Raw genomic sequence first — 14,854 nt, forward strand, 5'->3', positions numbered from 1 at the left:
GAACATTGATAGCCGAAGCTTTAATGCTCTACACGACAAAATATGTGATCGATTATGAATGCCTTTGTGCAATTGTCTAGTAAAACCGCCTTTATAGTCTGATTTAACTACTTTAAAGGCGATATTTCTCGACTAAAGTGCTGATAAACGTATAACTCGGTCGCATCGATGATCAATTAAGTCAGGATCATGGCTCACTAGAATCACGGCGCATCGTTGCTTTTGAGCAGCAGTCACCAGCATTGCACTGACTTTTTTGGCGGTAATCGGATCTAAACGTGACGTTGGCTCATCCGCAAATAAGCATACTGGCTTCATAAGCAACGCACGTAGCATGCAAAACCGTTGTAGCTCCCCGCCCGACACACCATCCGCTGTTCGAGTTAGCACCTCTTCTGTTAATTCCAACTGCTGCATTAGCGGTGGAACATCATCAGGGGCTATCGCATGTCGGCGAAGCACATCATCCAGTAAGGTGCGTAATGAAACAGAAGAAGGCACTGAAGCGACGGGGTCTTGATATAACTTTAGCCATTGGTGACTGGCCGCTGTTACATGGCGTTTTATACGGCCTGATTCCGGCGTGAGCATACCCAGCAAGGTATCTCCTAGAGTGCTTTTCCCGCACCCACTATCGCCTACAACACCCAGCACCTCTCCAGCATGAACCTCGAAATTAAGATCACGTTGTAGCGGCTTACCACCACGCGCAATCGTTAAATCTTTCACACTTAATACGGGCGAGGTATCCACGGTATCGCGCGCTTCCTTAGTCCAACTAGCAGGAGAGGCATCAATTAGTGCTTGTGTAAATGGGTGCTGAGGAGCATTGATAATAGACTCCACATCCCCCGTTTCTAAAACGCAACCTTGCTGAATGACCATCATACGCCCCGGTAACTGGCGGGCTACATCAACATCATGCGTAATGGTAATCAGCACGCCATCTTGTGTTTGTTCACGTAAGTCGCTGATCACCTGATCCCGGCGCGATACATCCAACCCTTTTGTTGGCTCATCAGCTAACAAAATAGAAGCGCCTCCCGCCATAGCGCAAGCGATAGCGACCCGCTGAGCCATACCACCAGACAGCTGATCGACTCGCTTACCTTCTGCTCCTTTTAAGCCTAAACGTGTCAACCGGGCTGCTGCTTCGCTGTGAGCATCTTTCCCGCCGTAACCTCCTACCCATCGTAATGTCTCGCTCAATTGCGTCTGAGCAGGCATCAGTGGATCTAACGCAGTCCACGGCTCCTGAGGTAGCGCGCTGACTTGAACCCCCCATAGTTTGACACGCGCTTTATGCATAGACGCCGTCATCGCCCCAAGGTTAAAAACCTGCCCTGCTACTTCCATTACCCCTTGGCTACGAAGCTCCTTAGGTAGGGTCCCCATAATCGCCTGCATTAAGAGGCTTTTACCCGATCCGGTTTGCCCTAAGAGTGTTAAGCGCTCTCCGGCCTTAAGCGAAAATGAAACAGGCTCAACTAAAGGAGTATCGCCGGCGAAGACACATAAATTCTCGACCCTTAATAGCTCTTTCATACCATAGCCTCCTTGCGTACGTCCGCTTTGAGCGATTGCATATTGAGGGTATCAGGGGCTTTTTGAGCCAGTAAATGGCAGCTCAAAATAAACAACCCCAACGCCATTAGTGGCTCAGCCAGCAACCAAGGCGCGTCACTGTAGTAAGGAAACAACTCAACAATCATTAATCCTAATTCTGCTGTTGGCGGTTGGATTCCAACATAAACAAAGCCCAGTGATGCCATCATCAATACCGATGATGCTGCCCCGAATGCCGCTATCGTCATAATTTGTGGCGCTATAGCAGGCCAAATATGACGTTTAAAGCAGTACACAAAGCCGAAGCCTAATTGTCGAGAAGAGACCATTGCTGGCCCTTGTACAACCTGTTTTGCCATCGCTCTTACTACGCGAAAGTACTCAACCCATTGCACAAGCGCTATCGCTAAATAGAGCATGCCAAACGATCCCGGAAGCATCGCCGATAGAATCAGCACTAACACTAGCCCGGGTAGTGCTAACAGAATGGTCATCACCCCATCCAGGATCCGATCGACCCAACGAGGCCCAACCGCGGCAAGTGTTCCAAGAACAATCCCCAATGACGCGGCTGTAATAACACTTAACGCGGCCATTAATAACGACAAACGTAACGCTTCTGCTAAACGCACCCACATAGAACGACCATAATGATCGGTGCCTAACCAAGCTTCCGCATTAGGGGGGATTAGAATAGCCGATAAGTTTTGTTGATCGCTGGTCGCCTGAGTCATCCAAGGGGCAAAGATTGCAAAAACCACCAACAGAACCAACAAGCTCATGCCTAGCTTTTGGGAAAGACTTAACCGAGCAAGACGATGTAACACCGATCCCACTAGAGAAGTGCTAATCATGCGACCACCTCCCCACGAGGATCTAGCAGATAACAAAGAACATCGACCACTAGATTTAACACGACAAACAAGGCGCCCATTAATAGCGCCGCCCCTTGGATAATTGGAATATCACGCGCAAACACCGCATGTGCTAACCCGTGCCCAATACCAGGCCACGAGAATAAAGACTCGATCATCACCATTCCCTCAACCACCGTGACTAATTGAATCCCCATAAAAGCAACCACAGGAACCGCCAAGTTGCGAACACCATGGCGAAAAAAAGTCCGCCATGCCGATAAGCCTTTAGTCCGAGCAAATTGATAATACGGCGAAGCAAAAACCGTTCGCGCACTACTACAAACAATACGGTTCGAAACCGCCGCCAAACTCACACCGAGCGTTAACGCAGGCAATACTAAATATTGCGCCGATTCAGCACCTGCCACCGGAAACCACGGTAGCTCTAAAGCAAATATGATGAGGCTAATAACACCTAGGACAAAAATGGGGGTTGCCCGAACCAAGGTCGAAATAACCAAAGAACATTTATCCCAAAGACCGCCCCACGCGGCACACATTAAACCAACGGGAAACGCAATAGCAGCAGACACGACTAAGCCGACCACTGCAAGTAATACTGAATGCCCTAACATGGAGGCCAATGAGTCGATCACAGGCAGCCCACTGACTAGCGAGTTGCCAAAATCACCTTTCACCAAGGCAAGTAACCAATCAACATAGGCACTAAAACCACCAGCGTCTAAGTCAAGCTCCTGCCTTACTAACTCCGCTGCTGTCGCATCCACACCATCCGCTCCATAACGACTAGCGGCAATGCGATAAGCCATGTCACCGGGCAACGCTTTTACCAGTAAGTAGGTTAGGGTTCCGACACCCCAACACACCGCCACCAGCTGGACCAAGCGTCTCATTATGATCTGGCGAATCACTTGGCCCACTCCCATTCATTGATATAAAAAGTGCGCTCGTAAGGGTCCAGCTTAAACCCTTTAACCCGCTTCTGAACCGCCACATGCTGAGTATAAGCCGCTACCGGGATCACAGGGCGCTCATCATAGATCGCGGATGCTACTTTTTGCGCTAGGGCTTTATAGCGCTGAGGGTCATTCACATCAGACATTTGCTCAATATCTTTTTGCGTTTCGCTATCCCAACCCATGGCCCCCCAATCACCTCCTTGCTCGGAACCAAAATCTAACCGGATAACCTCTAGAGGATCGGCGATAAAGCCATAATTGCGGGCAATTAACGCCATTTCGAGGGTCCCATCTTGGTGACCCGCCGGTATCGAACTCGAATTCGTGATATCAACGCTCACTTGAATACCCAGCTGTTTCCATTGGTCCTGCAACGCCGTGGCCACCGTTGTAAGCTCAGGGCGATCAGCATAAGTGATTAAACGTAAGCTAAAGGGTTTACCATCCCTAACCAGCATCCCCTCATCGTCAGCGACCCAACCCAGTTGACCAAGCAACGCCTTTGCGTGGGTAAGATCACTAGGCTCCAGTTCGCGATCGAGGTGCCACAAAGGCATAGAAGCCGGTAATAACTGATCGGTTTCAGCACCCGGCGTGCGCAAAATAGCTTGGGCAATGCCCACTCGATTTATGGCCAAGCTAAGGGCACGGCGGGCATTCGGCTCATTTAGAAACGGATGCTGGCTATTTAACTTAACCATTAATGTGCGTGGTAAATTCAGCGATTCTAACTGAACAGAAGGCAGGCGCTTTAACTGCATTACACTGGCAGGATCAAGGTTAAAAACGACATCGGCTTGCCCTGTCCGCGCTTGCAATACCCGGCTCTCGGCACGATGGCTGGTTAAATAGGTGGCATATTCAATACTGGCAACTTGCCCCCAATAACTGTCGAAACGCTGAACTTGAAAAGCATGGGGCGGCTCAAACGAAACCATCTGATAAGGTCCAGTTCCTACGAGCTGTGTCACTTGACCTTTATCATCCAAGCCTGCTGGCGCAATAATGGCTGTGCTGTAGTGAGCCACAACGGCCCCCAGCGTTCGATACGGCCTCTCAAGCTCAATGATGACTTGGTTTTGTTCGTCAACGCGAATATCTTTCACAGGCACTTTATTAAAAGGGCCTTGACGCTCCTGAGCACGACGCAAACTATTAACAACGCCCTCAGCTGTTAATGCGGTACCGTTATGAAAACGTACATCTGGGCGTAACTCAAAACGCCATACCCTTCCCTGATCATTAATACTCCACTGTGTTGCCAGCCCCGCTACCAAGCTGCCTTGCTCGTTTACATTGAGCAACGTTTCGATCACCTGCATCCTTGTAAACAGATAACCTTGCTGACTGGGGTCTAAACTAGTGAACTCAAATGGACTAGTTATCCTGACTGTATTTGATTTATTAGCCGTATCCGAAACGGCCTGTGCTGAGAAACTCCAAAGCATTGTAAATATGAAAAGAGTTTGTAATAACAAGCGATCCATCGTCCGTCCTATTTTTGAGACATAATGTCCGAGTTAATTTAAGTTAAAGGCTGATAGTATAAGAAAACAAACACAAATATGTTATATCATAACAATATTACACACTATGCTGTTGCTTAATATCCTAAAGCTAGAAACGACCTTACTGTCTAAATAAAGAATGCTTAATGCAAAGGAACATCATGTTTTTCCACTTGCTGATCGTCAGCGATAGCTTGCGCTAACGCTTTATCGTCGGCTTCGCATGCTAAGCCAACCTGGTCTGCACCGTTAATAGGGGTGAAAACAAGTGTCGTCAGCAATGGAAAATGATCTGAGCCTATCGATGGCAGGCGCTGAATGGACTTTAGCGTAAAGTGGTCACTGTGAAAAAGGTGATCAAGCGGCCAGCGCAGAAAGAAATAATCCGCATGGAAGGTATTAAACATACCACGCCCTATGCGCGGATCGAGCAACCCACTAATTTTACGAAATAAGCGTGTGGTAGCCGACCAAGCAACATCATTTAGATCCCCTGTTACCACAACGGGTTCTGTGGTTTCTGCCACACTTTTAGCCACGATAACCAACTCGGAATCACGCTCTGAGGATGATGTATTTTCGGTAGGGCTGGGCGGCGCTGGATGGATAAAATGCATACGAACGTTATCGCCCGTGCGAAGCTGCAGGCGCAAATGAATAGAGGGGACATCGTCTTCGACCAAAAAGGCGACTTCTTCTTCATCAAAGGGTAACCGCGAGTAAAGGTGCATCCCATACAAATTATCTAACGGGCATTTCACGCTGTACGCAAGCTCTGTTTCCAGCACCGCTAATTGGTCTTGCCACCATTGATCCGACTCCAGCGTTACAACTATATCAGGCTTATGCGTATGAACGAGGTCAATTAAAGCCTCTGCATTTCGATTAGGCGTGAGCACGTTAGAGGTCAGAATCGTTAATTGCTGACTAGGATCGCTTTCTGAAGCGGTCTTAACTTCTTTTTTCCATAACTGGGTGTAAGGCAAGATCCACCATAGCTGCACAGCCAAACAGATCAATGTCACACCCGCTAATAGCCAACGTAAAGGATGGTGCGCATCGAGAACCACGCTTTGCGCCACCATAAGCACAATAGCCACAACTGCAATTTGGAAGCGTGGAAAGTCCATATCACGAACAAACCAATGCGTGATACGTGTCATTGGTAAAACGGTAACCACGACTAAACAAACGGTAACAAGCGTCAGCGTCGTCAATATAGCGAACATAATATCCTTATAACATGCGTAAGCCGGCAAGCGATCTAACTTTGTATCGCTTTACGCGATTGGTCTGCAAAACGCTCGTTGATAATCAATGCCAACAAAATAATTCCCGCACCAACACTCAACCTTAAAATATCGGCATCCCGATTCCAAATGACCACATTAACTATAATCCCAGCGGGGATCAGCAGGTTATTCATCACAGCTAAACTCCCCACGTTCACCTGTGTTGCTCCTTTATCCCAAGCAAAATAGCCAATACCCGAGGCTACGACGCCTAAATAAGTGAGGATTCCCCACTGAATGGGCGTAGTCGGTAGCTTGCTCATATCGCCAAAGGCTACAAAGCAAATGGCGGCTACCATAAACGCACCGATAAAAAAGTAACCAAAAACCGTATGCTGTGGAATATCAGCATGGTGCGCCATTAATCGTTTGTACAATACCTGCCCTGACGCAAAACATACATTCGCGCCCTGCACGATGAAGAACCCGGTCAAAAATCCACTATTAATTCCATCATAACGGATTGCTACCGCACCTAGGATCGCGATAACCGACACAATAAAAAACCGAGCATTAAAACGCCGATCCAAGGCATCGTTAAGCAAGGTGACAAAAATAGGCGTCATTACCGTAAACAACAGAACTTCAGGCACCGTCAAATAAAGAAATGAATGGTAATAGAAGCTGTACATCAACCCCAACTGAATCGCACCTATAGCCATTAACTTAAGCGCTAAGCCACCGGGTACCGCACGGAATTTCAAAAACGGTAAAAACACACACATTGCTAACGCAACACGCATAAAAACGGAAAACCAAGCATCCACTTGGCCAGCTAAATAAACACCGATTAGGCTAAATGAAAACGCCCATAGAATAGTAATAACAAACAGATAAGTCATGGAAGGTTGGCTCAATGCGATCAGTAGTGAACATTGATTATACAGCGCTCCCGATCTGCTACACACTACCTTCTGTTTCGATCACTAAAACGCGCACCTCACCCTGCGGGTGCGCTACATGCTCTGTGCCAACCGAGGCATAAAAAATATCGCCAACCTCAAGTAAAACCGAGTGCTCTTTCCCGTCTAGTCGGTAACGCATCTCGACAGTACCATCTAATACAACAAACACCTCTTCACCGTCGTTGATATGCCACTGATACGGTTGGTCCGTCCAATGCAGGCGCGTTGTGATGCCATTCATGTTGGCAATGTTTTTCGCACCCCAGGCGCGATCAGCGGTGAAGGTTTTACTGCGGGTTATTTGCATAGCGTTAGCAATTACATCAATAAGATTCTAGATACAAAGCCCAAGGGCTCTCCAACACCTGTAACAATTGCACATTTAAAGAAGTATCCGAGCCAATAGAAGCTTTACGCTCCTCAAATGCACTAGCAATATCCGCTACATGTAAATTAACTTGCGGCTGTACCTCATATAAATATCCTTTTGATGTACCTGATATAGCGATACCTATGGTTTCTGTTTCAAATAATACACCACCCAAACTTGGGTCATTTGCGACAAATTGAATATTGGCTGCCTTTAGCGCCTCTACTTCATGGCTGCTAACAAGGTCCCGTAAGCTTTCAGGCACAAACCGTATTGGCTGATCACGAAGATCTATCATGGCATCTGCATTTTGAGCTTTCATTACAAGCGCTATGGTTTCTAATGGTTTTAATTGCTTTAAAGTTAGCACGTGATCTGTGTCTCCATTATTAGAGCAAGCCGTTAACAAAAAAAACATAGAAAGAATAAGCAATCTTAATTTCATGGCAATTATCGCGTCTGTAGAGAAGATCGATTCAAGCGAAGCGCTTCAAGCAGAAGATCTGATGTGATGTTTAATTTATAGCTATCCCATAAAGCAATACCAATTTGTATAGCTGCTTGATCTTTAGGATCATCAAAAGCCGCTATCACATCAGCATCACCGAATGTATCTGCTCGCCGAGACCAATACCCCTTGGGGCTTGTTCCTGCAGCCCATTGAGCATAACCAGCTCCGGCTTTAAGTGTCTATCCCGAAAACCCAACGCTGCGGCCTACATAGCCGTAATGGATGTTTGACCATATATCAAAATTAAATTCTGTCTCAGTTTCAGCATCCAGAGCCCATTCGCCGTAGGTATTCTTAATGTAGCCTTTGTGGTCCCATGGTCGGCGATTGCCTACCATAGATTTCCATTGGGTCAACGCTTTAAAAGTATCGAGTAAACTCTGATTTTTTTGACGAATATCTCTGGCCTGAGATGAGTGGGCATTTACTCTCATCTCTTTTGTTATGTAGCTGGTTAAAGCTTGGATTGTAGGCATAGCGCTTCCCTTCATAAAATTGTTCGACTCATCCTTAGTCGTAGCTTAGTAAACAAGCAATGACAGACTAATACTCTGCTCCTTTTAGGTCAAACTCGTTTACGTTGTAAGATAACTCAGCGCCTCATACTGAGTCACGTTAACGGTAAGAGTGCACTGCTAGTGAACAAACCCGACATCTAAAACATCGCATATACGATGCGTTGCCCTCCCCTTACACACTGATTGAATGAAATCACTCAATCACTTTTTGTATGAATAACAACCAACAAATCGAATGCAAAAATACGCTATCAGCCCCGTAAAACCGGTATCACCAAGGGTATGCACCTTATCCATATCTATATAGAGCGCCTCTCGCAAGCGTCGTTTACTGCACAAAACTTAACCACTCACATCTATAACTGGCACATTAAATGCTTTTCAGTATTACAGAAATTGAAAATCGTAATACCAAAATCCTGTAATTGAGCATAACTCTGGAGTCTCCAATGGTTAAACGACTGATCGCTACTGTATTCGCAGGCCTCGCACTGGCTTCCTCGGCTATGGCCGAACCTCTCAAGATTGGCTACAGCGACTGGCCTGGCTGGGTCACTTGGGAAATCGCTATTGAAAAAAATATGTTTGAAGAGGTGGGGGTCGACGTCGAATTCGAATGGTTCGATTACGTCGCCAGCATGGATGCTTTTGCGGCAGGTCAGCTTGACGCCGTTACTATGACGAATGGTGATGCATTAGTCACTGGCGCTACCGGTGCGCAAAACGTGATGATTTTGATCAACGATTACTCCAACGGTAACGACATGATTGTAGCGGCGCCGGGGATCTCATCGATTAAAGAACTAAAAGGTAAAAAGGTAGGAGTGGAAATTGGCTTTGTAGGGCACCTACTGTTACTGAATGCTTTAGAAAAGAACGGTATGACAGAAAAAGATGTTGAGCTGGTCAACGTTCCTACTAACGAAACCCCTCAAGTGCTGGCTTCTGGCCAAGTGGATGCGATTGTTGCTTGGCAGCCAAATTCAGGACAAGCACTCACCTTAGTTCCGGGATCAACCCGTATCTACTCATCTAAAGATGAGCCGGGGTTAATTTACGACGTGCTAGCGGTTACGCCTTCCAGCTTGGCTCAACACCAAGAAGAATGGGCCAAAGTCATTAAAGCATGGGATATGGCTGTTGCTTACCTAAACGATGAGAGCACGCGTGATGAAGCCATATCAATTATGGCAGCACGTGTAGGACTATCTCCCTATGAATACAAAGGCTTTATCGATGGTACTAAGATCATGAGCACCAAAGAAGCGATGGCCTTTGCTGAAAAAGCGGACGGTTTCACATCGATCTACGGCTCAAGCAAAATCGCTGACGATTTTAACGTCGCCAATGATGTGTACAAAGACGCCCAACCGATTGATTCGTACATTGATATGTCTTTGATGAAAGCGGCTAACTAATCTTTGCCGATTAGTTGCCTAGGGTTAGGTAGCCGATAAGTCTTTGCTACCTAACCGACAAACACGCATGCATGTAACACCCCATTTGATGTTAGTTGAATCCGAAATTTGGCTCAGGAATGACTCATGTCGCTTTTTACCGTAAATAAACAATTGCCGCCGCGTTCACGCTCTACAGTGGCCTTGTTCAGCTTTTTGCTTCCCATCTTGCTTTGGTGTGCAGTCAGTTATTTACCTTTTTTCTGGCATCCTCAAACCGAAATTACAGAGCCGGGATCGGTGTCTTATTTTCGAACCGATATGCTCGTTGATAACGCCGTATTTGAAACAGAAACAGCCAAAGCGATACAAGCCGGCACCGCGCCGCCTCAAGGAATACCGGCTAACCCTGTGTATTTACCAGCACCGCATGAAGTCGCAACAGCGTTTTATACGGCCTTCACAACAGAACCTCAGCGACGCAGTGAAGAATGGTTACATGAAAGCCTTTGGAGCAGTATTCAGGTCATCTTCTGGGGCTTTGTACTCTCATCCATTATCGGTATTCCGCTGGGAGTATTAGCTGGCACCTACGATTTCTTCTCGCGGTTATTTGAGCCTTTTATAGAATTTTTTCGCTACTTACCTGCCCCTGCTTTCGGAGCATTAGCGGTCGCTATTTTGGGTATTTACCAAGCACCTAAGATTGCGATTATTTTCATCGGCACCTTTTTTCAGCAAGTGCTCATTGTAGCCAATACCACGCGAAAGCTTGACGCCTCACTGCTAGAGGCAGGCCAAACCTTAGGGGCGAGCAACCGTTCTATGCTCTTTAGAATAGTTATTCCCGGCATTTTACCCGACCTTTACAAAGATACCCGCATTCTTCTGGGCTGGGCATGGACGTATTTAATCGTGGCCGAACTTATTGGTACAAGCTCTGGTATTACGTGGTTTATCACCCAGCAAGCCCGATATAAAAACTTCGATAACGTATTTGCCGCCATTATTATGATTGGCATCCTCGGCCTGACTATTGATTTGCTCTTGGCATGGATTGGTCGCCGCTTGTTCCGCTGGCAAAAAACACAATAGGAGCCGAACAACATGTCTGATCTACAATTGCCTAGCTACCAACAACAGAGCGATACCGTTAAAGACCGTTTTGATCGCTTAAAGCAGCGCCCTGTGACCATGGAAGTCAAAGGGCTGACTAAAGAGTTCTCAACGCGCAATGGTAAAGTCACGGCGCTAAAAGATATCAATCTGCGCATCCACAAACGTGAGTTTGTTTGCGTCATAGGGCCATCCGGTTGCGGAAAATCAACACTCATTCGGATTTTAGCAGGCTTAGAGACAGCCACTTCCGGTCAGGTTTTACTGGACGGTAAAGAAGTAACAAAGCCCGGTCCCGAACGCGGCATGGTATTTCAGGGATATACCTTGTTCCCATGGCTAACCGTTAAAGAAAACATCATGTTCGGTTTAATAGAAAGCGGCCAAGATAAAGGAAGCGCTGAGGCTGATGCACGCCAATGGGCCGACTTAATTGGTTTATCGAAGTTTGAAAACCATTACCCGAATCAGCTTTCCGGCGGCATGAAACAACGCGTCGCTATCGCGCGGGCACTTGCCAACCAACCTAAAATTTTACTGATGGATGAACCTTTTGGCGCTTTGGATGCGCAAACACGCGCCAAAATGCAGGCCTATTTAATGGAAATCTGGAAGAACATTGATATCACGGTGTTCTTCATCACCCACGATTTAGACGAGGCGGTTTATCTAGCCGACCGTATTTTGGTGCTCAAAGCGAACCCTGGCGAAATTGAAGAGTTAATCGAAGTCCCCGTACCGCAGCCACGAAACCCCAATCAATTTTTATCGCCCGAGTTTTTAGCAACCAAGCAACACATCGAGCACCTTATCCATCCGCCAACGGATAACGATGATGAAGACCATATGAACCTAGTGCGTATGGTCAACGTGAAATCTGATGTCGGGAGCGTATTCTAATGTATAACTTGCACCAAATGACTTGGGAAGAGGTCGCCAATGCTGTTCAGTCTGGCATCGACACCGCCGTACTCCCCATTGGAGCAACCGAGCAACATGGCCCTCATATGGGTTGCGGTATGGATACCTCCATTGCTCATACCTTGTGCAGTGATGCCGCCGCTCAGTCGCCGATCATTTTGCTACCAACATTGCCGTACGGTTGCTCCATTGGTCACTCGAAACGTTGGCCGGGCACTATGGCACTTAGCCCTAAGACCTTAATTGATGTGTTATGCGATTTAGGAGACTGGGTACAGTCAGCGGGTATTCGCCGCCTAATTTTTGTTAATGGCCATGTCACTAATGAAGCGCCATTACGTTGTGCTCTCGAAATGCTACGCGCCAAGCATGATGGCTTTATGGTGGCCATCGTTCATACCGCTAGAGTGTCAGAACGCGTTCAAAAAGCGCATTTTAATGATGCCGAAGATTGGCACGCCAATGATGCAGAAACAGCGCTCATGATGGCTCTGCACCCTGACATGGTCAGAGACGACAAACTAGCTGCAGCGGATGATCCAGACCGCACAGACGGTTGTATCTTTAGCCATCCAGTCAATCGCACTAGCACCAATGGTGTGACAGGTCAGCCATCCGCCGCCACTAAAGCGAAAGGCGCCCAGCTATACGAATGGATGCTGGCCGATTTAACCGAGCTGCTGCACACCGCAGCAAAAGAAGAAGCGCCCCTTAACCAAAGTTACCACCAGAGCGTGCTATCTGGTGAGTAAGCCCATCAGGGCTACCTTAAAAAAGCACGACATAACGGCTAGATAATAATCTATCCCAACCTTCCCGGCGAAAATATGGGCAGCGCCTGTGTAACCCAGACAGGCTCTGCTTGATGATTTTTCGGCTAGCCGCCCTAACGGCTCAGCCGGGTCACTATCATTGAGAAATAGGTATTAACATGATTGAGACCAAAACAGACGCAGAAATCACAGCTATCCAATCCAACCTTGGCGATAAAGGCGTTAAGTATTGTATGGGGACCTATGTGGATATCCACGGCATTCCCAAAGGCAAGATTGTGCCCATCAACCACCTTCACCACATGGCACACGGATCAGAGCTGTATACAGGTTATGCGTTAGATGGCCTTGGCCAGGCACCCAATGACGATGAAATTGCATCGGTTCCTGATCTAGACCATATCATCCAACTGCCTTGGCAGCCTGAAATCGCTTGGATGCCTGCAGACAACACCTTATATGGCAAGCCATACGAATTAAACACACGCGTTTTATTAAAAAAAGTGCTTAAACAAGCCCAAGAAATGGGCTTTGGCATGAACCTTGGTATCGAAGCCGAAGTATTCTTACTCAAAAAAAATGAAGACGGCAGCCTTGTAGCGCCTGATCCAGACGACAAGCTTAAAAAACCCTGTTACGACACCCGTGCTTTCCTCAGCAACTTCAACTGGGTCGATCGCATGGCGACCAGCATCAATGATTTAGGGTGGGGCTTATACTCTTTTGACCATGAAGACGCTAACGGGCAGTTTGAGTTTGATTTTGACTATGCGGATGCCCTCACAACATGCGACCGCTTCACTTTCCTTAAATTAATGGCCAAAGAATACGCCAAGCAGGAAGGTCTGCTGGCTACCTTTATGCCAAAACCATTTGCAGATAAAACAGGCAACGGTGCGCATTTTAACATGTCGCTTTACGACCTAGACACCGGCAGCAACCTGTTCCAATGCACCAAAGAAGAAGATCCAAACGGACTGGGATTAACCGAACTAGGTTACCAATTTATTGGCGGTATTCTTAAACATGGCCCGGCGCTTTGCGCGGTTTTCGCTCCAACCGTTAACTCATACAAACGACTCGTTCGCCAAGGCGATATGCCTTACTTTACGTGGGCACCCGTCTTTAACTCATTTGGCTCAAACAACCGTACCAATTCAGTTCGCGTGCCCATGGGCGGCGGCCGCTGCGAATCCCGAAATGCCGACGGTGCTGTTAACCCGTATTTAGCGGCCGCTTTAGCACTAGCCGCCGGCCTTGAAGGCATTCGCGAGGGGATAGAGCCTGGCAAACCTCAAGAGCGTAACCTCTATGACCTCACAGAGTCTGAACGCAAAGAGTTGGGCATCGATTTCTTACCGCGCACACTCCAAGAAGCCATTCAAGTGTTTGATGCCGACCCTTTTGTAGAGCAAGTCCTCGGTAAAGAGCTCAAAGATGAATTTATTAAAGTTAAACAAGCCGAATGGAATGAGTATCACCTCAATGTAAGCCAATGGGAGCTTGAGCGTTACACTCACTTGTTCTAAAAACGCCCACAGGCAATCATAAAAAGAACTAATGGGCGCCTCAAGAGACGGGCGCCCTCACTCATAACAACCTACATAAAAGTGCTATAGTGGCACCCATTTAATCCACAACATCCAGCGAGATTGAGTCTAGGACAAGCCTAAAGGACGTAAAATGAGCAAAGAAAAACTCAGTCGAATCAGCATCTCACTCCCTGAAAGCTTACTAGACGGCCTAGACCAAATGGTTAACGAGCGCGGGTTTGAAAGCCGCTCGCAAGCAATTTGCGACATGATCAATTTACAGCTGAATGATCATCGTGCCAAACAAGGCCACGAAGTTATGACGGGCACCGTTAACCTTGTTTATAACCATTCAACACCGGGGTTACAGAAAAAGCTGCATGATTTGCAGTTTGAGTTTATTGATGAAGTTATCTCTAGCCTCAACGTCAACTTGACCCATACCAACACGCTATCAATTATTCTGGTTCAAGGGCCTGCCGATAAGCTCAACATGATCGCTGATAAAATGATTACGCTGCGCGGTGTTGTATACGGCCGGTTACTGATCAACTCCTACATTATTCCGCCCATTCATCCATTACCGTCGTCAAAGGGCGATTAGAAGT

Annotated in this window: 15 protein-coding genes; 6 read left to right on the forward strand and 9 right to left on the reverse strand. The window is 47.1% G+C overall.

The window, feature by feature from the left end; all coding sequences use genetic code 11:
- Positions 1-132 precede the first annotated feature (132 nt).
- From OW491_RS05460 to OW491_RS05500, 9 genes are all read right to left on the reverse strand, one after another.
- Entirely contained in the window at positions 133-1,545 is a 1,413-nt protein-coding gene (locus OW491_RS05460) for an ATP-binding cassette domain-containing protein (protein ID WP_290035023.1), read from the reverse strand.
- Positions 1,542-2,420, reverse strand: a complete 879-nt coding sequence (locus OW491_RS05465; protein ID WP_277252915.1) for an ABC transporter permease — start codon at positions 2,418-2,420, stop codon at positions 1,542-1,544. Before OW491_RS05465 ends, OW491_RS05460 begins: the two co-directional genes overlap by 4 nt.
- Positions 2,417-3,355 carry an ABC transporter permease gene (locus OW491_RS05470; protein WP_290035026.1) on the reverse strand — a complete coding sequence of 313 codons (939 nt, stop codon included), beginning with the start codon at positions 3,353-3,355 and terminating at the stop codon, positions 2,417-2,419. Before OW491_RS05470 ends, OW491_RS05465 begins: the two co-directional genes overlap by 4 nt.
- Positions 3,352-4,890, reverse strand: coding sequence for an ABC transporter substrate-binding protein (locus OW491_RS05475; RefSeq protein ID WP_290035028.1), 1,539 nt, complete (start codon positions 4,888-4,890; stop codon positions 3,352-3,354). The genes OW491_RS05470 and OW491_RS05475 overlap by 4 nt, the downstream gene beginning before the upstream one ends.
- A 164-nt stretch (positions 4,891-5,054) precedes the next feature.
- Positions 5,055-6,140, reverse strand: coding sequence for an endonuclease/exonuclease/phosphatase family protein (locus tag OW491_RS05480; protein ID WP_290035030.1), 1,086 nt, complete (start codon positions 6,138-6,140; stop codon positions 5,055-5,057).
- 35 nt (positions 6,141-6,175) lie between these two features.
- Positions 6,176-7,045, reverse strand: coding sequence for a carboxylate/amino acid/amine transporter (locus OW491_RS05485; protein WP_290035031.1), 870 nt, complete (start codon positions 7,043-7,045; stop codon positions 6,176-6,178).
- Positions 7,046-7,103: 58 nt separating this feature from the next.
- Positions 7,104-7,415 (reverse strand): cupin domain-containing protein, encoded by a 312-nt coding sequence (locus tag OW491_RS05490; protein ID WP_290035032.1) that lies wholly within the window; start codon positions 7,413-7,415, stop codon positions 7,104-7,106.
- Positions 7,416-7,431: 16 nt separating this feature from the next.
- Positions 7,432-7,848: a hypothetical protein gene (locus tag OW491_RS05495; protein ID WP_290035033.1), complete on the reverse strand. Its 417-nt coding sequence runs from the start codon at positions 7,846-7,848 to the stop codon at positions 7,432-7,434.
- Between the two features lie 320 nt (positions 7,849-8,168).
- Complete coding sequence (locus OW491_RS05500) at positions 8,169-8,465, reverse strand: polymorphic toxin type 44 domain-containing protein (protein WP_290035035.1); 297 nt, start codon at positions 8,463-8,465, stop codon at positions 8,169-8,171.
- A 491-nt stretch (positions 8,466-8,956) separates the two neighbouring features.
- Between OW491_RS05500 and OW491_RS05505 the strand changes: the two genes are divergently transcribed.
- The 6 genes from OW491_RS05505 (at position 8,957) to nikR (ending at position 14,850) form a co-directional block, all read left to right on the forward strand.
- Positions 8,957-9,925, forward strand: coding sequence for an ABC transporter substrate-binding protein (locus tag OW491_RS05505; RefSeq protein ID WP_290035036.1), 969 nt, complete (start codon positions 8,957-8,959; stop codon positions 9,923-9,925).
- A 126-nt stretch (positions 9,926-10,051) separates the two neighbouring features.
- A complete protein-coding gene (locus tag OW491_RS05510; protein ID WP_290035037.1) occupies positions 10,052-10,999 on the forward strand; it encodes an ABC transporter permease in 948 nt (315 codons plus the stop codon).
- A 12-nt stretch (positions 11,000-11,011) separates the two neighbouring features.
- On the forward strand, positions 11,012-11,920 hold the full coding sequence (locus OW491_RS05515) for an ABC transporter ATP-binding protein (protein ID WP_075179415.1): 909 nt from the start codon (positions 11,012-11,014) through the stop codon (positions 11,918-11,920).
- Complete coding sequence (locus OW491_RS05520; protein WP_277252923.1) at positions 11,920-12,693, forward strand: creatininase family protein; 774 nt, start codon at positions 11,920-11,922, stop codon at positions 12,691-12,693. Before OW491_RS05515 ends, OW491_RS05520 begins: the two co-directional genes overlap by 1 nt.
- A 179-nt stretch (positions 12,694-12,872) precedes the next feature.
- Positions 12,873-14,243: a type III glutamate--ammonia ligase gene (glnT, locus tag OW491_RS05525; protein ID WP_215151177.1), complete on the forward strand. Its 1,371-nt coding sequence runs from the start codon at positions 12,873-12,875 to the stop codon at positions 14,241-14,243.
- Between the two features lie 154 nt (positions 14,244-14,397).
- Positions 14,398-14,850, forward strand: a complete 453-nt coding sequence (nikR, locus tag OW491_RS05530; RefSeq protein WP_075173237.1) for a nickel-responsive transcriptional regulator NikR — start codon at positions 14,398-14,400, stop codon at positions 14,848-14,850.
- The last annotated feature ends 4 nt before the right edge of the window (positions 14,851-14,854 follow it).

Source organism: Neptunomonas sp. CHC150 (genome assembly GCF_030397555.1).
Taxonomy (GTDB): domain Bacteria; phylum Pseudomonadota; class Gammaproteobacteria; order Pseudomonadales; family Balneatricaceae; genus Neptunomonas; species Neptunomonas phycophila.